19 protein-coding genes are annotated in these 19,611 nt (G+C 71.7%); 10 read left to right on the top strand and 9 right to left on the bottom strand.

Translation table 11 applies throughout. The annotated features are described in order from the left end of the window. The first annotated feature begins 60 nt into the window (after positions 1-60). The 10 genes from EV685_RS05380 to EV685_RS05335 all read left to right on the top strand — a co-directional run bounded on the left by EV685_RS05380 (position 61) and on the right by EV685_RS05335 (position 11,042). A complete protein-coding gene (locus EV685_RS05380; RefSeq protein ID WP_130480893.1) occupies positions 61-2,934 on the top strand; it encodes a GspE/PulE family protein in 2,874 nt (957 codons plus the stop codon). 360 nt (positions 2,935-3,294) lie between these two features. Next, positions 3,295-3,735 carry a bactofilin family protein gene (locus EV685_RS05375; RefSeq protein ID WP_242615430.1) on the top strand — a complete coding sequence of 147 codons (441 nt, stop codon included), beginning with the start codon at positions 3,295-3,297 and terminating at the stop codon, positions 3,733-3,735. After that, positions 3,732-4,442, top strand: a complete 711-nt coding sequence (locus EV685_RS05370; protein ID WP_130480892.1) for a hypothetical protein — start codon at positions 3,732-3,734, stop codon at positions 4,440-4,442. Before EV685_RS05375 ends, EV685_RS05370 begins: the two co-directional genes overlap by 4 nt. 56 nt (positions 4,443-4,498) lie before the next feature. Beyond that, complete coding sequence (locus EV685_RS05365; protein ID WP_130480891.1) at positions 4,499-6,796, top strand: hypothetical protein; 2,298 nt, start codon at positions 4,499-4,501, stop codon at positions 6,794-6,796. A 64-nt stretch (positions 6,797-6,860) separates the two neighbouring features. Next, positions 6,861-7,397 carry a GTP-binding protein gene (locus EV685_RS05360; RefSeq protein ID WP_130480890.1) on the top strand — a complete coding sequence of 179 codons (537 nt, stop codon included), beginning with the start codon at positions 6,861-6,863 and terminating at the stop codon, positions 7,395-7,397. A gap of 64 nt (positions 7,398-7,461) precedes the next feature. Next, the gene (locus EV685_RS05355) at positions 7,462-8,100 is read left to right on the top strand and encodes a hypothetical protein (RefSeq protein ID WP_130480889.1); all 639 of its coding nucleotides are present in this window, start codon (positions 7,462-7,464) and stop codon (positions 8,098-8,100) included. Positions 8,101-8,183: 83 nt separating this feature from the next. Continuing rightward, positions 8,184-8,546: a roadblock/LC7 domain-containing protein gene (locus EV685_RS05350; RefSeq protein ID WP_130480888.1), complete on the top strand. Its 363-nt coding sequence runs from the start codon at positions 8,184-8,186 to the stop codon at positions 8,544-8,546. 22 nt (positions 8,547-8,568) lie between these two features. Further along, positions 8,569-9,069: a PAS domain-containing protein gene (locus EV685_RS05345; protein ID WP_130480887.1), complete on the top strand. Its 501-nt coding sequence runs from the start codon at positions 8,569-8,571 to the stop codon at positions 9,067-9,069. Continuing rightward, on the top strand, positions 9,066-9,815 hold the full coding sequence (locus EV685_RS05340) for a phosphate/phosphite/phosphonate ABC transporter substrate-binding protein (RefSeq protein ID WP_130480886.1): 750 nt from the start codon (positions 9,066-9,068) through the stop codon (positions 9,813-9,815). The genes EV685_RS05345 and EV685_RS05340 overlap by 4 nt, the downstream gene beginning before the upstream one ends. Before the next feature lie 57 nt (positions 9,816-9,872). Next, positions 9,873-11,042 (top strand): FimV/HubP family polar landmark protein, encoded by a 1,170-nt coding sequence (locus EV685_RS05335; RefSeq protein WP_130480885.1) that lies wholly within the window; start codon positions 9,873-9,875, stop codon positions 11,040-11,042. Positions 11,043-11,118: 76 nt separating this feature from the next. Here EV685_RS05335 and EV685_RS05330 read toward each other — a convergent pair whose 3' ends face one another. The 9 genes from EV685_RS05330 to EV685_RS05290 all read right to left on the bottom strand — a co-directional run bounded on the left by EV685_RS05330 (position 11,119) and on the right by EV685_RS05290 (position 19,611). Beyond that, a complete protein-coding gene (locus EV685_RS05330) occupies positions 11,119-12,696 on the bottom strand; it encodes a 3,4-dehydroadipyl-CoA semialdehyde dehydrogenase (protein WP_130480884.1) in 1,578 nt (525 codons plus the stop codon). Between the two features lie 127 nt (positions 12,697-12,823). Then, complete coding sequence (locus EV685_RS05325) at positions 12,824-13,531, bottom strand: glutathione S-transferase N-terminal domain-containing protein (protein ID WP_130480883.1); 708 nt, start codon at positions 13,529-13,531, stop codon at positions 12,824-12,826. 105 nt (positions 13,532-13,636) lie between these two features. After that, the gene (locus tag EV685_RS05320; RefSeq protein WP_130480882.1) at positions 13,637-14,239 is read right to left on the bottom strand and encodes an exopolysaccharide biosynthesis protein; all 603 of its coding nucleotides are present in this window, start codon (positions 14,237-14,239) and stop codon (positions 13,637-13,639) included. A gap of 39 nt (positions 14,240-14,278) precedes the next feature. Continuing rightward, positions 14,279-15,214: a class I SAM-dependent methyltransferase gene (locus tag EV685_RS05315; protein ID WP_130480881.1), complete on the bottom strand. Its 936-nt coding sequence runs from the start codon at positions 15,212-15,214 to the stop codon at positions 14,279-14,281. A gap of 75 nt (positions 15,215-15,289) precedes the next feature. Beyond that, on the bottom strand, positions 15,290-16,204 hold the full coding sequence (locus EV685_RS05310) for an MxaL protein (RefSeq protein ID WP_130480880.1): 915 nt from the start codon (positions 16,202-16,204) through the stop codon (positions 15,290-15,292). Beyond that, on the bottom strand, positions 16,201-16,776 hold the full coding sequence (locus EV685_RS05305) for an MxaK protein (RefSeq protein WP_130480879.1): 576 nt from the start codon (positions 16,774-16,776) through the stop codon (positions 16,201-16,203). The genes EV685_RS05310 and EV685_RS05305 overlap by 4 nt, the downstream gene beginning before the upstream one ends. Next, entirely contained in the window at positions 16,773-17,828 is a 1,056-nt protein-coding gene (locus tag EV685_RS05300; RefSeq protein WP_130480878.1) for a vWA domain-containing protein, read from the bottom strand. Before EV685_RS05300 ends, EV685_RS05305 begins: the two co-directional genes overlap by 4 nt. Then, the gene (locus tag EV685_RS05295) at positions 17,825-18,730 is read right to left on the bottom strand and encodes a calcium incorporation protein MxaA (protein ID WP_207224760.1); all 906 of its coding nucleotides are present in this window, start codon (positions 18,728-18,730) and stop codon (positions 17,825-17,827) included. Before EV685_RS05295 ends, EV685_RS05300 begins: the two co-directional genes overlap by 4 nt. Next, a complete protein-coding gene (locus EV685_RS05290; RefSeq protein ID WP_130480877.1) occupies positions 18,727-19,611 on the bottom strand; it encodes a DUF58 domain-containing protein in 885 nt (294 codons plus the stop codon). Before EV685_RS05290 ends, EV685_RS05295 begins: the two co-directional genes overlap by 4 nt.

Genomic DNA, 19,611 nt, shown 5'->3' with positions numbered 1-19,611 from the left:
TGCCTACGATGCCAAGGCACGCCGTTCCGTTTCCGGACTCGGCCGTTCACGAGGTTCGCCATGTCCCCACCCGCCACGATTTCCAACCCGGTGTCGACCGCCACGGCAGCGGCGCCCCCTGCGTCTGCCGCGCCGGGGGCCGTGACCGCGAAGGTCGCCACGTCCGCCGCCGGCTGGACGCCCTATGCGTGGCCGACGCCGCCGCTGGCGGCCTATCCGCAACCGACGCCGTCGCTGGAACCCGAGCCTTGTGAGATCGAGGCGCGAGGCGGCCAGCTGATGATGGGCGTGCTGGTCGACTTCGACCTCAATGAAGGTCAGGCCCGTGTCCTGATGCCGCCCGACAAGCTGCCCGTGGTGCTGCGCTTCAGCCAGATCCGGCGCATCACGCTCAAGCGCAGCCTGGCCCCGCTGAGTGCGGCGATGGTGGCCGACGCCAGCGGTGATGCGATCGGTCAGGTGTTGGGCCATCGGCGCAGCCTGACCTACACCGTGCATTTGCAGGATGGGGGCCGGCTCAGTGGTCGCACGGTCGGCCATCTGGACCTGCCGGCCGGGCTGTTCCTGTTCGCGCCGGTCGACGCGCTGGGTTCGGTACAGCGCCTGTTCGTGCCACGCGCCATGCTGGTGCAGCAAAGCATCGGCGACCCGCTCGGCCAGATGCTGGTCGAACAAATGGCGACCTCGGCCGATGAACTGGACCAGGCGCTGGCCGACCAGCAGGTGCAACGCAACCGCAAGCTGGGCGAGCAACTGGTGGCGCGTCAACTGGTGACGCATGAGCAGCTGACCGAGGCGCTGGACGCGCAGGCCCGCATGCCCACCGTCCGGCTGGGCGAGGCCCTTGTGCAGATGGGTTTCATCTCGGAGGCGCAGCTGCAGCAGGCGCTCGACCAACAGCGCTCCGAGCGGGCCCAGCCGCTGGGCGAGCTGCTGCTGCTGCGTGGTGTGGTCGACGTGCAGCACCTGCGCATCGCGCTGGCGCGCAAGCTGGGTTATCCGGTCGTCGACATCGACCATTTCCCGGTCGACCGCGCGGCGGTCGGCCTGCTGCCGCTGGGCGAGGCCCGACGCCTGTCGGTCCTGCCGCTGATGCGTCGCGGGGGCCGGCTGGTCGTGGCGATGATGGACGCCAGCCAGCACGAGGTGGTCAGCGAGCTGGAACGCATCACCCAGACCCACATCGCGCCGACGCTGGCGGGCAGCGGCTCGCTGCGGCTGGCGATCGAGCGGGCCTATGGGGGTTCGCCCGAGGCGATCCCCTACGACCTCAAGGACATCGACCTCGCCAATGCCGCGCTGGTCAAGCGCAGCTTGCCACCGGCCGCCGCCAAGGCGGCCGATCGTGCGGCGGCAGCGGGCCGCAACGACAAGGCCGCCGGTCCGGCGGTGGCACCCGAACGTGTCATCGACGCGGGCATCGTGGTGCCCGCGCTCACGGTGGCGCTCGACATCGCGCTGGACGATGCCGCGCCGGATGTGGCGGTGGAGCAGGGCCAGGCCCATGCACAGGCACAGGCGTTGTCACCCGCACCGGCACCCGCACCGGCACCGGCACCGGTACCGGCAAGCGCGCCGACCCTGGACCTGTCCCCGGCTTTCGATCCGGTGCCGTCGCCCGTCAAGGTCGCCGAGGCGCTGGACCCGGCCGAACTGACCCAGCGGGCCCGCGCCGCAGCGGCGCGGCATGAAAGCCCCTTGCTGCAAAGCCTGTCCAACATCGTGCTGGACGCGCTGGCGCGTGGCGCGAGCAGCGTGCAGATCGAGGCCATGGGCCTGGACGACAAGCTGCAGGTGCGGCTGCGCCGGCACGGTCGCCTGGAGACCCACAGCGAGCTGCCGGCGGCCTGGCGCAGCCCGCTGCTGGCACGCATCAAGGCGCTGGCGGATCTGGACATCAGCGAGAGCCGCAAGCCGCAGGAGGGCCGCCTGTCCTTCGCCCGCCTGGTGCCGCAGCATGCGATCGACCTGCGGGTGCTGACGCTGCCGACCCACGACGGGCTGGAGGACGTCGTGCTCGGTCTGCCGGCCCGCCTCAAGCCCTATGCGCTCGAAGCGGTCGGCCTGCCCGCCGACGACCTGGGCCGGCTGCGCCAGTTGCTGGAGCGGCCGGCTGGCCTGATCCTGACGGCAGGCCCGGCACGCTCGGGCCGCACCACGACGCTGCACGCGATGCTGTCGCACCTGAACCGGCCGGACCGCCGCATCTGGACGCTGGAGGAGCGCATCGAGCGCCTGCAACCCGGCCTGCGCCAGATGGAGGTGCGCGCCGAGGACGGCCAGAGCATGGAACTGGCGTTGCGCTCGCTGATGAACACCGATGCCGACGTGATCATGGTCGGCCACATCGGCGACGCCGCCACGGCCCGGCTGGCGGTTGACGCCGCCTTGCGCGGTCGGCTGGTGATCGCCGGCATGACCGCTCGCCATGCCGGCGATGCGGTGATGCGCCTGATCGACCAGGGCGTGCCGGCCTGGGATCTGGCCGACGCGCTGTTGGGCGTGCACAGCCAGCGCCTGTTGCGCCGCCTGTGCAATGCCTGCCGCATGAGCCGCACGGCCAAGGACAACGAGGTCGACGACTGGGTCGACGGCTACTTCCACGGCGGTGCGGTCGACGACGCACAAGCCGATCGCGAGGCCCTGCTCAAGGGCTGGGTCGAACGCCACGGCCGCGACGGCCGGCTGCGCCGCTACCAGAGTCAGGGCTGCGAACGGTGTGGCCACACGGGCTTGCGCGGGCGTGTCGCGGTCCATGAACTGCTGACCCTCAGCCGTGATCTGCGCCGGCTGGTGCGGGCCGGCGCCCCGGGCTGGAACCTGCAGCGTCAGGCCGCCCAGGAAGGCTTGCACAGCCTGCGTCAGGATGCCCTGGACAAGATGGTCGCGGGCCAGGTCTCGCTGGACGAGGTACGCAGCCTGGTCGAGACCTGAATCCCACCCTGCAGACCCTCCCGAACCCGCCGCTGGCGGGTTTTCTTTTTTCAGCTCCGGACCGCCGGTGTGGCTCAAACGATGAGCCTGATCGACGGGGAAGGTTCGCGCGATGAGCCTGCCCGCGTGCGCGGTCGTGACTTATTTCCGCTCGCTGGACGGTCCGCCCGGAAGCCCGTCGCAAGCGGGATTTTTTGGGATGCGCAGGCACCCCCGTTCGAGGGGTTCAGGCCTGCCGGAGGCCGTCTGCAAAGGGGTGCGTGGCTACCATGAATTCCATTCCCGGAGCCGATTCAACAGATCGCTCCAAGTCTTCCAGATCCGCCTTTTCGGCCCGCCACAGCCAGAACGGAAATCCGCATGAGCACCCAACGTCAGCCCGTCCCCGCACCCCAGCAAGGTGTGCGTTCCATGTTCTTCGGCGGCAAGCAGAAGAAGGGCGATCCGCTTCAGGAACGCATCGATTGCCTGATCGGCCCTGGCACCAGCATCGAGGGTGACCTGATCTTCACCGGCGGCCTGCGCATCGACGGCGCGATCCGCGGCGATGTCACCGTCTCGGACGTCAAGGCCGGCACGCTGGTGATCGGCGACGGCGGTCGCATCGAAGGCGATGTGCGGGTCTCGCACGTGATCGTCTACGGCGAGATCGTCGGCACCATCTACGCCACCGGTCTGGTCGATCTGCGCGCCAACGCCCGCATCGCCGGCGACGTCCACTACGACGCGCTGGAGATGCAGGCCGGTGCCGAGATCACCGGCCACCTGGTCAAGAACAAGCAGGCTGGAGCCGCAGCGTGAACATCGACGCCGCAGGCCAGATCGCACCCCGGACGGCACCGAGTGCCGCTGTCGCCAGCCTCGACGGTCTGGCGCTGCATCCGGTGTTCTCGCGTCATCGCCCGGGCAGCCTCGCGCCGCTCGACCAGGGTGGTCCGTTCGAACAGTGGCGCCACCTGGGTGCGGCGATCGCCCGTGATCCGCTCGACCTCGAATCGCATGTGCTGCGTGTGCAACTGGCCTGCGCCGCGCCGTTGACGGACTTCGCCTTCGGCGCGCTGCTGGACCTGTTCCTGGTGCTGGGCCCGCGCGGTCGGGCCCTGCGCAGCCGCCTGCTGGCCCAGGCCGAGGCCTGGCTGGCGCCCGAGGATGCGCACTTCCTGCATGCCCATCTGGACGCCGGCCTGAGCCGTGCTGTTGCCCTGCCGTCGGCACCGGGCGCGCTGTTCCATGGCGCCATCGTCGGGGTGGCTCAGATGGTGAGCCATCAGCGCGTCGCCGCAGCGGTGCAGAGCCTGCACGAACAGGCCGCCGCCATGCTTGACGAAGGCAACCTGGCCGGCGCCCGCGAGCTGCTGGAACAAGGTCTGCTGGACGACCCGGCCGATGCCGAGGCACAGACCGAACTGCTGGGCATCTACCGCCACAGCCGAGACGACGCCGCGAAGACGGCGATGAGCGAACGACTCCTGGCCCGACATGGCCAGTTGCCGGCGGGCTGGGTCTGAGGCTGTTGTCGCCTCGCCTGCCTGTCCAACATCACCCCTAGCCGAGCCTCGACCCTGTGGATCACCTCAAGCCGCCTTCCCGCCTGAACGTGGTGCTGCTGTCGCTGCCACCGCGGACCCAGGCCGTGCTGGACTACTTCTTCTCCAGCACCGGTCGCAGCAGCTTCGCGGTCACCGACCCCGAGCTGGCCCATGCCGCGATCTTCGACGTCGACACGCTGGGTTCGCGCCAGCACTGGGACGCCTGGCACGCCGGCACCGGTCGGCCCGGCATCGCCATGTCGATCCAGCCGCAGGAACTGCCCGGCACCGTCTGGGTGCGCAAGCCGATCACGCCGGCGGCGCTGCTGCATGCGGCGGCCGAGCTGGGCGCGCGTCGCTGGCATCCGATGCAAGAGGCCGCGCCGGCCGCGGCCGTCCCGGTGACGGACACGGTGCCTGCCCCTGTCCTTGCACCGGTGATGGCACCTGTGGCCGCCCCTGTGGCCGTTCCTGTGATCGCCCCCGCGTTAGCCCCGGTCGTCGAAGCCGCTGCGCAGCCGCCAGCGGTCGCCGCGCCGGTGCCGGAGCCTGTCGCACGGTGGGTGGCCGAGCCGGTGCAGGCGCCCGTCGCCGCGCCCGTCGCCACGCCGGTGGTTGCGCCGGTGATGGCGCCGGTGATCGAGCCAGTGCCGACACCCGCCGTCGCCGCCGAGGTGGTTGCCGTCGCGGCCACGCCCGTATCCGTCTCTGAACCTGTCCCTGAACCCGTCCCCGAACCCGTCGCAGCTGCGCCGCTGGCCGAGACCCGCGTGGCGCCTGTTCGCCAAGAACCGCGTCAAGAACCACGTCAAGAGCCGCGCCAAGAAGCCCGCCACGACGCGCGTCAGGATCGGGCCCCGGACAGCCGCCCGGCCGGCATCGGTGGCTTCTTCAAGCGCCTGTTCGGCGCGGCACCGGCGCCGCAGCCGGCCCAGGCGGCGGCCCGTCCGGCGGTCGCCCGGACCACCTTCCCGACCGCCACGCCGGTGGTCCGCCCGTCCGCACCCGTCTCGCCGCTGGGCAAGGCCGCCATGGCCGGCCAAGGGCCTGCCGCACCGGCGGTGGTCGAGCCCGCCCCGGTGGTGACCGCCGCCGCGCCGGAGCCGGTTGCGCTGGGCCTCGTCGGCGCCAGCCCGGCGCCGGCCGCCCGTCCGACCGTCGTGCCGCTGAGCAAGACCCATGTGCGCAAGCGCGGTCGCAAGGGACCGACCCGCTGGGTCGACCCCAACGGCGTGGTCCAGCACGGTGCGCGCGAAGGCGGACCGGCCGATGCCGCACCGCTCGGTTCGGGGGATGACGAACGCGATGACCGCGATGACCGCGAGGATGGCGACGACCACGACGGCGTCGACGGCCTGGACGAGGTCACGCCGGACACCACGACCCGCATCGCCCGGCCGGCGGCCAACGACGGGGGTGTCGGTGAAGGTGTTGTCGCAGGTGTCGCCGCAGGTGCCTCATCGGGTGCGGCCTCCGCTGCGGCCTCGGTGATCACGCTGGAAGCGGAGCCGGTCGTGCGCATCGAGCCCTATGGCAGCGACGCGCAGGCGGCGACGGCCGCCAATGCCGAGTCGGGCGCTGACACGTCCGAGCCGGCGACGCCGGCCGGCCCCACCGTGGTCTGGCGTGGCCTGTCCAGCCCGACCGACCAGGCCGACGAGGCGCTCTATTGCGGCAGCCGTCCGGATGCGCCGATCGAGGTGCTGCAGGCCGACCGCTCGCTGCGCCACGATCCGTCGCAGTCGCTGGTCGCCGCCCTGACCGAGGCCTACCTGATCGGCCGCAAATGGCAGGTGCCGACGCAGTTCGAGTGCAGCATGGGCCGCGTCATCGTCGACAGCCCGCGCAACCGCGTGCTGCTGGGCTTTGACGACGCGGCGCTGCTGGAGGTGCTCGCGCGGGGTCCGGAACGCATCAAGACGCTGGCCCTGAACCGCCATGAACAGGCCGCCCTGCAACTGCGCGAGGGCGAGAACTGGCAGCCGCTGGATCGCCTGCTGTGGCGTGCCGGCCTGCTGCAGGCCCAAGGCCGTCTGCCCCAGGGCATGGACCTGAAGCGGCCGGTCTACCTCAAGCAATGGCCCAACCTGACCCGCGTGCAGCGCACACCGCATGCGATGCGCATCGCCGCGCTCTGGGCCACCCGCGGCGCCGGGCTGGTCGAGACCGCCGAGCTGCTCAAGGTCCCGCAACGCCACGTCTTTGCCTTCTACAGCGCCGCCCTGGCCGCCGATCTGGTGACCGAGGACGGCAGTTCGGTCAAGCGTGCACAGCGTCGTGGTGCCCGCAACCGCGGCCTGATCACGCGCCTGCTTGGCTGGCTGCAGGCCTGAGCCTGCCACCGGTCCCCCGCCACCCCCCGACACCTCCACGCAGGCCCGCCGCCTCGCGCACACCATGGCTCACAAAGACCACAAGATCATCTTCACCGGCCCGGTGGGCGCGGGCAAGACCACGGCGATCGCGTCAATCAGCGACATCGAGCCGATCCGCACCGACGAGCAGGCCTCGGACATGACGACGCGGCGCAAGCCGGCGACGACCGTGGCGATGGACTACGGAATGATCCGGCTCGGCCCGACCGAGAAGGTCCACCTCTACGGCACGCCCGGCCAGGAGCGCTTCGACTTCATGTGGGAGATCCTGACGCAGGGCGGCATCGGCCTGGTCCTGTTGCTGGACAACACCCGCCCGACGCCCTTCGAGGACATGAAGTTCTACGTCAAGGCCTTCCACGAGTTCATCTCCAGCACGCGCCTGGTCATCGGCATCACGCAGATGGACACCCGCTCGTCGCCGACGCTGGACGACTACGTCCGGCAGATGAAGGAGCTGGACATCGACGCGCCGATCTTCGAGGTCGACGCGCGCCGTCGCGAGGACGTGTCCTCGCTGATCCAGGCCATGTTGCTGTCGATCGATCCGGTCATCTGAGACCGCACACGCCGCCCCTCCCGAGCCCTGCGCCTGCCGCGAACCCAGCGAGACCACCCGCCCCATGGACCACTACACCCTCACCGGCGAGTACTACCTGCACCCGACGCCGGCCGGCGCCTACTACGCCGCCAGCCGGCCTGAGCGCGACCCGGCGCGCAGCTTCCTGCAGCGCCTGCTGCGCGAGCCGGCCACGCCGCGCCTGAGCGCGTCGCTGATCGCGCAATGGACGGGTCTGGGCGAACACGACGCGCTCGAATTTGTCTACCGCATGCAGTCCTCGGGCTTCATCCAGGGCCTGCCGGTGCAGGTCGAGGTGCCGCCCGAGCGCATCGAGGCCCTGCTGCCGCCGGTGCTGGCCCAGCTGTCCGACGAGGGCAAGGCCATCCTGGCCGAGAAGCGCGGCCTCTACCTGGGCACCGCCGGCTTCGCCCATGAACAGTCTGAGGAACTTGCCGCCCTGGGCGCCGACCTGGCCACCGTGCAGGAACGCCATGCCCAGCTGCTGCACGGAAACATGCGCCTGCGCGGCGACGGCTGGGGCTTCATGAACGCTGGCGGCTACAGCGAGCTCGGCTTCTGGCCGCTGTACTTCGGCGACGACTACTTCATCCTGGTGGTGGGCGGGCAACCGCGCTTCAACCAGGAGGCCTACACCACGCTGATCTGGACCCTCGGCGTGCGCTACGGCGGCGCGGCCTGAACGGCCTGAATGGCCTGAACGACCCGCGACCGACCGATCCCACCCCGAACCCCAACCCTGCATCACACCAAGAGGAAATCGCCATGCGCGCAGAACTGCTGAACTCCATCCTGAGCGAACTCAACGGCTCGACCGCCGACATCGAGGCTTCGGCCGTGCTGTCCACCGACGGCCTGATGATGGCCTCCATGCTGCCCGCCGGCATGGACGAGGACCGTGTGGGCGCCATGAGCGCGGCCATGCTGTCGCTGGGCGACCGGACCTCGCGCGAGCTGGCCCGTGGCGAGCTGGAGCAGGTGCTGGTCAAGGGCCATCGTGGCTATGTGCTGATGACCCACGCCGGCAACGACGCCGTGCTGACCGCCCTGTGCAAGCCCAACGCCCGCCTTGGCCTGATCTTCCTGGACGTCAAGCGCGCGGCAGACTCGATCAGCAAGGTCATCTGAGGACGGCCCACAGGATCTGACCATGACCGATTTCCAAGAGGCCTGGCTCGTGCCGGACGCCGATGGACGGCGCGAGCACCACCTGCGCTACCACGACGGGCTCGAACGCAGCGTCTGGACGGTGGACCGCGAGGTGCCGTTTCCGGACGGCAAGCTGATCGTCTCTCGCACCGACACGGCCGGCCACATCACGCACGCGAACCCCGCGTTCATCGAGATGTCCGGCTACACCCGCGAGGAGCTGATCGGCCAGCCGCACTGCATCCTGCGCCATCCGGATATGCCTGCGGCTGCCTACCAGGACCTCTGGGACACGGTGCAGCGCGGCCAGACCTGGCAAGGCCACGTGAAGAACCTCCGCAAGGACGGTGCCCATTACTGGGTGCTGGCCACCGTGATTCCCAACATCCGCGACGGCGTCGTCGTGGGCTACACCTCCGTGCGCCGCAAGCCGTCGCGCACCCAGGTCGATGCCTGCACCGCGCAGTACGCCCGGATGCGCGCCGAGGAGCTCGCGACATGACCCTGCAACTCTCCGTCAGTCCCGATTTCTCGCCCGACCACATCGCCGGCTGGTATGTCTTCAACACCTGGCTGCAACGCCGGCTGGGCGAGCGCATCCACCTGGAGCTGTTCGAGAACTTCGAGGCCCAGCGTGCCGCGATCGAGGCCGACCGCATCGACCTGATCTACGCCAACCCCTATGACGCGGCCATGCTGGTGCGCCAGAAGGGCTACGTCGCGCTGGCCGCGCCACGCAACCTGCCCGACGAGGTCCTGGTCGCCGTGCCATCGGACTCGCCGGTGCAGCGGATCGAGGACCTGCGCAGCGGCTGCCGCCTGGCCGTCACCAGCGACCCGGTCGTCAACCTGCTGGGCATGGCCACGCTGGCCAGCGCCGACCTGAACGCGACCAACACGGTCCACCAGATGACGGGCTCCTACGTGCTGGTGGCCAAGCAGCTGGTGCAGGGCAAGGCCGATGCCGGCTTCTTCCTCGCCCGTGCCTACAACAGCCTCAGCCCGGTGATCCGGCGCCAGCTGCGTCCGCTCGTCACCAGCGACATCGGCGACGTCCGCCACGTGCTGCTGGCCGGTCCGCGTGCGGCCCACCTGCTGGCGCCGCTGCGCGAGCTGCTGCCCATGATGGACACGCCCGGCTCGGACGGCGGCGCGGTGCTGCAGGCGCTCGGCCTGGAGGGCTTCATGGCCCAGGACGTCGAGGCCACCGAGTTCATGATCGACCTGATGGACACGCTGAAGGTCTGAGTGCTGCCCCGGCAGACGACCCCCAGGCCCTCCACGCCCAACCCGCGGAAGCCCACGATGACGACACCGACCCTCCGGCCCCTGGCCGCGTTGCTGCTGGCCGCCTATGCCGGCTGGCTCGCCGCGCCTCTGCCCGCCCAGGCGCAGGCCAGCGCAGCCGCTGCGACGGTCGCCGACCCGGCCTCGGCCGCCGGCAGCCGCATCACGGTCAGCAACGACACCTTGTGGGCCATCGCCGCCACGGTCGTGCCCGGCAATGTGCCGAGCCGGCCGCAGGTCATGGTGGCCATCTTGCGCGCCAACCCGGATGCCTTCCAGGGCGGCAACATGCACCGCCTGCGCAAGGGCGTCACGCTGCAACTGCCGCCGCTGGAGGCCATGCGCGCCGAGCCCGCCGCCCGGGCCGCCGCGCTGGTCGACATCCACCTGAATGCGCTGGCCGACGGCAAGCCCGTGCCAGCGCTGGGCGCACTGGCGGGTGTGTCGGCGGGTGTGCCGGCGGCGCCGCCGGTTGCGCCGGCACCGGCACCGGCCCCGGCACCCGCGCCAGTTGCCCCGCCCGCTACCCCTCCGGTTGCGCCCCCAGCGCCGGTCGCGCCGCCCGCGCCCGCGCCGACACCTGTCCCTGCACCTGCACCGGTCGAACCACCCGCGCCGGTGCCGCCGCCGGCCTCGGCGCCCGAGCCGGTCGCCCCGGCCAGTGCCCCAGCCAGTGCGCCGGACAGCGCCCCAGCCAGCGCGGTCGCCAGCCCGCCCGCACCGGCGGACGCGACCGACCCGCTGACCCGCTGGCTGCCCTATGGCATGGCCGTCGTGCTGGTCGGCCTGGCGGCCGGCCTGTGGCTGGGCATGCGCCGCCCGCGCCGCAGCGGCGAGGATGCGCTGCCGTCGACCTTCGTCGACGAACAGGGCGTGACCCGCCGCCGTCGCCCCAAGGTGCTCGACATCTCCAACGCCGCCGCCGACCTGGCGCGCGCGGTCGAGACCTTGGAGCCCGCCGCCCAGCTGGTGCGGGGCGCCGACGGCGAGATCACCTCGGCCAGCGTGCCCGGCACGGTCCCCGACGGCGATCCCCGCCTGCGTGACCAGGCTGCCCTCAAGCTGGACATCGCCCGCGCCCTCATCGAGGTCGGCCGTCGTGAGGCCGCCAAGCCTTGGCTGGCGGCCGTGGCCCGCGAAGGCAACCTCGAACAGCAGGCGGATGCGGTGGAGCTGGCCGCCCGTTGACCGCAGCCCGGGGCCTCGCGCGGCGCAAGGCCGCAGCGGGGCCCGAGGCGGCGCAGGTCCGCAGGCGCTTAGACGCTCAGACGCTCAGCGCCACCGCCCCCAGCGCCTGCACCACGGCCGCATCGGCCTGGATCGCGGCGCGGCGGTGGTAGAAGCCCAGCGCGCGCAGGCCGCCCAGTTCCTCCCCGCCGCCGGCCCGGCCGGGGCCGCCGTGCAGGGATTGCGGCATGACGTTGCCGTGGCCCGTCTGCGTCGTCGCCACCGACGGGCTGATGACATGCACCCGGCCATGGCAGGCGGCCAGCTCGGTCGCGCAGGCGGCCAGGGCGGCCGCATGTTCACCGTCCGTGTCGCCATACAGCGAACACACCAGCGAGCCTTCGCCACGGGCCACCAAGGCCAGTGCGTGGGCCAGGTCGCGGTAGGGCATCAGCGTGGCGACCGGGCCGAAGACCTCGACGCGGTGGACGAGGTTCGCCGCGTCCGGGTCGTCACAAGCCAGCAGCGTCGGTCCCAGGCAGGCTGCCACGGCCGGATCGGCGTCGACCAGCGGCTGGGCGCGGCCGTCAAACAGCACGCGCACCTGCGCCTGTGACGTCAGTCGCTCGATCCCGGCCAGCACGCTGTCGAACTGCTCGCGGTTGACCAGCGCGCCCATGCGCACCGAGGTCTCGCGCGGGTTGCCCACGGTGACGCCGGCCAGCTTGGCGGCGATGGCCGCGCCGACCTGGTCGTAGACGGCCTGTGGCACCAGCGCGCGGCGGATGGCGGTGCACTTCTGGCCGGACTTGATCGTCATCTCGCGCACCACCTCGCGCACGAACAGCGCCTGTGCCTCGGCGCTGGCGGCGGGCATCAGCAGGGCGGCGTTCAGGCTGTCGGCCTCGATGTTCAGACGCACGGCGTTCTGGACGACCACCGGGTGCGAGCGGATCATCTCGGCGGTCTGGGCCGAGCCGGTGAAGCTCAGCACGTCGAAGGGCTGGAGCTGATCGAGCAAGCCCGCCGAGCTGCCGCAGATGACCGACAGCGCGCCCTCGGGCAACAGGCCGCTGGCGACCACGTCGGCCACCATGCGCTGCGTCAGCCAGGCCGTCGCGGTGGCGGGCTTGACGATCACCGGCACGCCGGCCAGCAGGGCTGGCGCGGCCTTCTCCCACAAGCCCCAGCTCGGGAAGTTGAAGGCGTTGATGAACAGCGCCACGCCCCGTGTGGGCACCAGCAGGTGCTGGGACTGGAAGACGCCGTCCTTGCTCATCGTGGCCGGACCGCCGTCCAGCAGCGCCTTGGCGTCACCGAGCTTGGCGCCCCAGCGGGCGTACTGGCCGAGCGTGTAGATGCCGCCGTCGACGTCGATGGCGGTGTCGCTGGCCGTCGTGCCCGAATTGGCCAGCGCGATGGCGTGGTAGGCGTCCCGGTTGGCCTGCAGCCGCTTGGCGATCGCGGCCAGCGCCTCGGCCCGCTGGCCGTAGCTCAGCGCCCGCAGCGCCGCGCCGCCCTGTTCGCGCGCGAAGGCAAAGGCGCGCGGCAGGTCCAGCCCGGCGCTGGAGACCCGCACCAGCTCTGCACCGGTGACGGGATCGGTCAGCGGCGTGCCGTCGCCGGTTCCGGCGACCCAGGCGCCGTGGACGAAGTTGGGCAGGAGTTCGGTCATCGCGGTTCCTTGAAGGGACAGGAAAGGACGGCGCGCAGCGGGCGGGCGCCGTCCGGACGACCGGAACTTTAATGCATCAGACCATCAATCAGGCAACATAATTCATCTTGTTGCCGGGCTGCCGCCTTCAGGCGGCGGGTCGGGCCGGGATGTTCAGCCCGCGCTGCACCGCCGGGCGGGCCAGGAAGGCGGCCAGCACGCGCTGCACATCGGGGAAGTCCGGCCAGCCGACCAGATCGCCCGCGCCGTAGAAGCCGACCAGGTTGTTGACCCACGGGAGGATGGCGATGTCGGCCACCGTGTAGTCGTCGCCCATGACCCAGTCGCGGCCGCGCAGGCGCTGGTCCAACACGCCCAGCAGGCGGCGCGATTCGGCCACGTAGCGCTCACGCGGGCGCTTGTCCTCGATGTCCTTGCCGGCGAACTTGTGGAAGAAGCCGAGCTGACCAAACATCGGCCCGATGCCGCCCATCTGGAACATCAGCCACTGCAGCGTCTCGTAGCGCCGGGCCGGATCGGCGGGCATCAGCTGGCCGGTCTTGTCGGCCAGGTAGACCAGGATGGCGCCGGACTCGAACAGCGCCAGCGGATGGCCGCCCGGACCGTTCGGGTCGAGGATCGCGGGGATCTTGTTGTTCGGGTTGAGCGCCAGGAACTCCGGCGTCAGCTGGTCGTTGGTGTCGAAGCGGACCAGGTGGGGCTCGTAGTCCAGGCCGGTTTCCTCCAGCGCGATCGACACCTTGACGCCATTGGGCGTGGGCAGCGAATACAGCTGCAGCCGCTGCGGGTGCTGCGCCGGCCAGCGGCGGGTGATGGGGTGCTCGTGCAAGGTCATGGTGAGTGGTCGGGGTTGGCAAGCAACAAGAACAGGAACAGGAACTAGAACAGGAACAGGAACTAGAACAGGAACAAGAACAGGAACAAGAACAGGAAAGGCGCTTCAGGCCAGCCACTCGCCGGCCCAGCCCTGCAGCTGCAGGGCAAGGGCGACCAGCGCGGCCGAGGTGAGCACCAGCGTCAGCGCCGCCATCACCGTGCCGGCGATGACGACCAGGCCGTCGCGGAAGACCAGTCCCAGGCCAATGATCGCCACCGCGATCGCCGGCAGGATGTTGCCGAAGGGGATGGGCAGCACCAGGATCACGGCCATCACGCCCAGCACGAGCGCCAGCCAGGCGGCGGGCCGGGCCGGGGCGAGGTGGCCGAGGCGCTCCCGCGAACAGCATTCGGCCCAGCCGTAGAGCGTGGCCATCAGGCCCAGCACGCGGCAGGCCCAGCGGCGCGACATCTCCAGCTCGGCGACCCGGCGCGGCAGCGGCGCATCGTCGCGGCCCTGCAGCATGGCCAGCGCCAGCGCGGCGATGCCCAGGCCCATGACGGTGCCGGCACCGGGCACCGGCAGCAGGCTGGGCACCGCCATCAGCAGCAGCAGACTGCCGTGCAGCGCCGGACCATGGGCATCGGCCAGCGTGGCCACGCTCACACGTTCGGTGGACAAGGCCTCGGCGGCATCGCGCAGGCGCTGGGCGATCGATCGGTTCATCGGGGGCTCCGGGTGGGGTGGACGGGGCAGGGGGCTGAACTACGGTGCTGCATAGACCAGCACCTTGAGCGCGCGTTCCGTCGACACGTCCTCGAAGGTGTCGGGGTTCGCCACCCGTTCGACGAAACGCAGCGTCGGCGCCAGCTCGGCCATCGCGTCACGCAGGAAGGCCAGGCCCAGCTCAGGCGCGTTCAGGCACAGCAGCACATGGCCCTCGGGCGCCAGCAGATCCGGCAGGCGGCGCATCAGGCGGGCGTAGTCCTTGGTGGCGACGAAGCTGCCCTTCTGGAAGCTCGGCGGGTCGACGATCACCAGGTCATAGGGCCCGGCCCGGCCGACCTTGCCCCAGGAACTGAACAGGTCATGGGCCAGGAAGCTGACCCCGGCCGCCGCGCTGGCCGGCAGGCCGTTGAGCGCGTGGTTGCGCCGCCCGATCGCCAGTGCGCCGTCGGCCATGTCCAGGTTGACGACCGCCCGCGCGCCAGCCTGCATCGCCACGACCGAGAAGGCGCAGGTGTAGGCGAACAGGTTCAGCACCTTCATGCCCGGCCACTGCGCGACATGCGCGCGGACCCAGCGCCGGCCGCCGGCCATGTCCAGGAAGAGGCCGTGGTTCTGGCCCTTGAGCACATGCACCTGATAGGCCGCGCCGTCCTCGTGCACGACATGCGGCTCGGGCACCGCGCCAGCCATCAGCCGGGTCTCGACGCGGCCGCCCGGCTGGCGCTGCTGGAAGACCCAGTTCAGCCCGGCACCGTCCGGCGCGATCTGGACCCAGCGCCGCGCCAGCGCCTCGCCGATGACGGCAAGCTCGGTCTCGTCGACCGGCTGGAAGCTGGTCAGCACCAAGACCGGCGGGTAGGCGTCCAGGGTCCAGTGTTCACAACCCGGGTGCCGGCCACCCCGGCCGTGGAACACCCGCGTGGCATCGGTGGGCAGGGCCATCGTGGCGAGGGTGTCGAGCAGGGCTTGCATGGAGGTCTGGCGGCGACGCGGCCGGTTCGTGCGACGGGCCGGCGAGTGTAGGCAGGCCTGCTCGACCGCGCGGTGTCAGGCCCGGGTGCGGCGCCGCCATCCCTCCGGCACGAAGCGCCCCACCAGCACCGCCAGCCCCAGCAGCGCCGGCAGCCAGCGCAGGTCGGTCGGGACCGGGGCGCGGGTGACCAGGGCCGGATCGAGCATGGCGTCGGCCAGGTCGGATGGGTGGGACAGCCGGCGGTAGCCCAAGCCCAGCAGATCGCCGAGCGCGCGCAGGTGGGGCTCGCGCAGTTCCGAGAGGTGTTCATGCGCCGTGCCCGGCGTGTCCGGGCCGAAGCGCTGGACGACGTCCTCGGCGGCCCAGAAGCCGAGGTCGCGGCCGTCGTCGTCGTGGCGCGGGATGCGTTGCGGCAGGTCGCCGCCAACGCCGATCAGCCAGCCGCCGATCTCGCCGGGCGTCAGGTCCTGCACCGGCGGCGTCTCGCTGGCGCTGCGCAGCGGCGGTGACTCGTGGCCGTCGGTCAGGAAGACGGCGCGGGTCTGCGGGTCGATCGCGCGGGCCGTGCGCACCACCCAGCTGGCGCCCTTGCCGACCTTGCTGGCGTTGGCCCAGCGCATGCGGCCGTCGATCGCCTCCAGCGCGGCCAGCAGGCCCTCGTGGTTGGCGCAGACCTCCACCGGCGCCATCAGCAGCATCACCCGGTAGTCGGCAAAGACCGACCAACCCAGTTGTGAGCCGCAGGGCAGGCGCGCCAACGCCAGTCGGGCCGCCGCGCGCGACATCGCCAGGCGCGAGACCGGCACACCGTCCAGCAACTGGTCGGGCACGTCCATGCTCTGGGTGACGTCGAAGGTGACGAGGTAGCGCCAGGTCGGCCGCTGCAGCGTCAGCGGTGGCAGCCAGACCGCAGCGGCGAGCAGCAAGGTCGCGGCGACGAAGGCCCGTTGCGGGCGCAGCATCGTCGCCAGGTCAGCCAGCCGGCTCATGGCAGGTCGCCCGCCTTCATGCCGCGCAGTTGCACGTTGCGGCGTTCGACCGGCTCGTTGTCGGGCTCGGCGACGGCTTCCTCCTGCTCGGGCGAGAGCCGCAGCGCACGTTCGAGGTTGTGGCGCGCATCCCAGTCGTCCGGCGCCAGCCGCAGCAGGTCGCGGTAGCGCTGCTTGGCCAGCTCGACCAGCGGGCTGGTGGCTGGCTCGGTCGCGTTGGCCGGGGTGGCGGACGCGAGGGCTTGCCGCAGGTGGAGATTGCCCAGGTCGAACAGCGCGGCGCGCCCGACCGCATCGACCTGACCGGGTTCGATCAGGCCGCTGTAGAGCCGCGTCGCGGCCTCGTGTTCGCCGGCCCGGGCCAGCGCGGTGGCGCGGGCCAGGCGGACCTCGCGCGGGGCATCGCGCAGCGTGGAGTCGAGGGCGGCTGCGTCCTTGGAGGACTGCGCCGCGCGGCTGATCGCCGCGTCCAGCGCCTGGTGCTGGCGCAGCCGCCACGTCTGCACGACCAGCAACAAGGTGGCCACCAGCGCGGCGAGCGCGAACAGCAGGTGCAGGGTGCGGCGTTTCATCGGGGGACTCCGCTTCGGCCCGGGTCCGGCCAGCGTTCGAGCTGCAGCGCGCGGCAGGCCAGCAGGCCCAGACAGGCGAGCAGGGCGGCCAGGTAGCAGGCCGGGCTGAGGTCACGGCGGGGCAGGCGTTCGAGCGTCGACAGCGGCAGGTTCTGTTGCCGGTCGATCTCGGCCATGGCCTGCGCCATCGCCTCGGCGTCGTCGGTCTGGTAGAGCCGGTAGGGCGTGGCCAGGCTGCGGAAGAAGTCGTGCAGGGCCTGTTCCTCGTCCGAATCGAGCGTGCCGGCGACGTCGCGGCTCAGGTCGGGCGAGTTGGGGCTGCTGCGGATGTAGACCCAGTACAGGCCGATGCGGTGGCGCGCCAGGCCGGCGGCGATGCGCTGGCGCTGGCCCTCGTCCAGCCGGGCACCGCCGTCAGAGACGATCAGGACGATGCGGCTGCCCGAATACGGCCGGTCGGCAAACTGCCCGATCGCCGCCTGCAGCGCCCGGCCCATCAGCGTGTCGGGCAGGCCGCGGCCGATCGCGGTGGCCTGCAGGCCGGCCTGCACCGTGGCGTGGGAATCGCTGAAGGGGGCGACCAGCATGGCCTGGGTGCTGAAGGTCATCAGCGCGAAGCGGTCATCAGGCCGCTTGGCGACGAACTCGCTCAGCAGCTCGCGCACCACCGCGATCTTGGTCGGCCGGCTGGCGTTGAATTGGCCGCCGGACTTGACGTCCTTCTGCAGCGTGTTGGCGTCCATGCTGGAACTGCGGTCCATCAGGATCAGGATCTCCGCGCCGCGCCCGGTGCGCAGCTGCTGCGCGCCGCTGCGGCCCGGTCCGGCCAGGCCGACGACGATGCCGGCGATCGCCAGCACCGCAAAGGCCCGCCACAGCAGCCCGGCGAACCGGCCGACGCGGTCGTGTGGCAGCCAGGCGATGGTGGCGAGGGTCAGGGTGTCGCGGCGCCGACGCAGCAGGGGCAGGACCGCCAGCGGCAAGAGCAGCAGCCAGAGCGGCTGCGCCAGGTCGATGCCCGTGACCAGGTCCACGGCGAGGTCCACGTTCATCGCGCCCCGCGCCGTTCGGCCGTGCGCAGGGCGCGGGCCAGCCGTTTCAGCGGGAAGGCCGGCGCCGTCGAGGCGTCGCCGTCGACATCGGCGAAGAAACGCGCGTCAGAGGCCTGGAAAAACGCGTCCAGATCACCTTGCAAGGGCAACAAGGGCCGCAGCGCCGGCCGGTCGGCCAGCAGCGTGGCCAGCGTCGAGCCTTGCACGACCTGCCCGGCACTGGCGTTGATCGCGTGGTGCAGTGCGCGCCAGGCCTGCGGATCGGCCTCATCGAGCCGGCGCATCTGTCGCCAGGCCGAGGCGAAGGGCAGGCGGCGGGCCTCGATCGCGTTGCGGCCCGCCCACCAGCCGGCCCAGGCCAGCAGCACGCCGGCCAGCAGGGCGATCGACAGGCGCTGCTGGTGTTCCAGCGGCGCAGCGTCGCCGGCCGACATGAGCCGGTCCGGTCGCAGCGCGGCGGCCTCGTCGGCACCGCCCGACTCGGCCGGCGTGATCGGCCCGATCCGGATCGGCCAGGCCGGCAGCGCCAGCACCGCGCCGCCCACCGTCGTCAGCTGCAGGGCCGGCAGGCGGGTCTCGGTCAAGGCCGTCGGGGCATTGATGACCTGGTGCTCGATCACCAGCCAGCGCCGGCCCTGTGCATCGCGTTCGAGCCGCGGCGTGCGCCGTTCCAGCCACAGCCCGACCCGGTCGGCGGCGGGCAGCGCGGTGGGCGTCAGCTCGCGGCCGTCGACCTCCAGCAGCACGCGCTGGCTCAGCACGTCGCCGATGACGTGGCCGAAGCTGCGCGGTTGTTCGATCCGCGGCTCGGCAGCGGCCGTGAAGGTGGTCGGGGCCAGGGCCAGGGCCATGGTCATGACCAGCCCGGCCGCAGCGGCGCGTCGCGCGGCGCGGGCCCTCATGCGACCGCCTCCAGGAAGTGCCGCGTCAGTGCCTCGGGGTCAAAAAAGCCTTGCAGGTGGAAGGGCGCCAGGCCGTGGGCGGCGAACAGCGCCTTCAGCGTCGCGCGGCGTTCGGCCACGGCGTCGCGCCACTGCTGGCGCAGGCGATCGCGCAGCCACAGCGTGCGGCGCTCGCCGGTCTCGGCATCGCTGACGGCCAGCAGCGCGCGGGCCTCGGGCGGCTCGACCTCGGCCGGGTCCCAGACCACCAGCGGCACCACGCAGGCGGGTGCCAGACGTGCCAGCGCCGGGCCCAGGTGATCGAGCGGGCCGTGGAAATCCGACACCACGAAGACCAGCCCCTCGCGCCCGGCCAGCCGGCCGAGTTGCGTGGCCAGCGCCCGGGCGCCGCGCTCGCTGGCGTGGGCATCTGCCGCGGCCGGCTCGGCGGCGACGCGCCGCAGCGCATCGGCCATGGCCAGGCCGGCGCCCCGGCTGTGGCGCGGGCTCACCTGCAGGTCGTCGCGCGGCGCGTCGTCGCAGGCCAGCAGGCCGAGCGCATCACCACTGCGGAAGGCGCTGTGACCAAGGGCCTCGATGAGGTCGGCGACGACGTGCAGCTTGGGCCGCGCCGAGCCGAAGCGCATCGACGCCGACACGTCCACCACCGCCTGCACGACCACCGCCGCACGCTGGCGCTGGATGCGTACCAGCCACTCGCCGCCGGGGTCGCGCAGGCTGGCCCGCAGATCGAGCCGGCGCGGGTCCGGGTGGTCGAACAGGCGGCGATGCGCCGCGAAGGCCAAGCCGGTGCCCAGGCTGCGACCGGCATGGGCGCCGGGTCGCAGGCCACCGACGCTGCCGGGCAGGCGGTAGTGGAACTCGGCGGCGGGCGACGTCAT

The organism is Sphaerotilus mobilis (assembly GCF_004216565.1).
GTDB classification, from domain to species: domain Bacteria; phylum Pseudomonadota; class Gammaproteobacteria; order Burkholderiales; family Burkholderiaceae_C; genus Sphaerotilus; species Sphaerotilus mobilis.
This window is presented reverse-complemented; position numbering and strand designations above follow the sequence as displayed.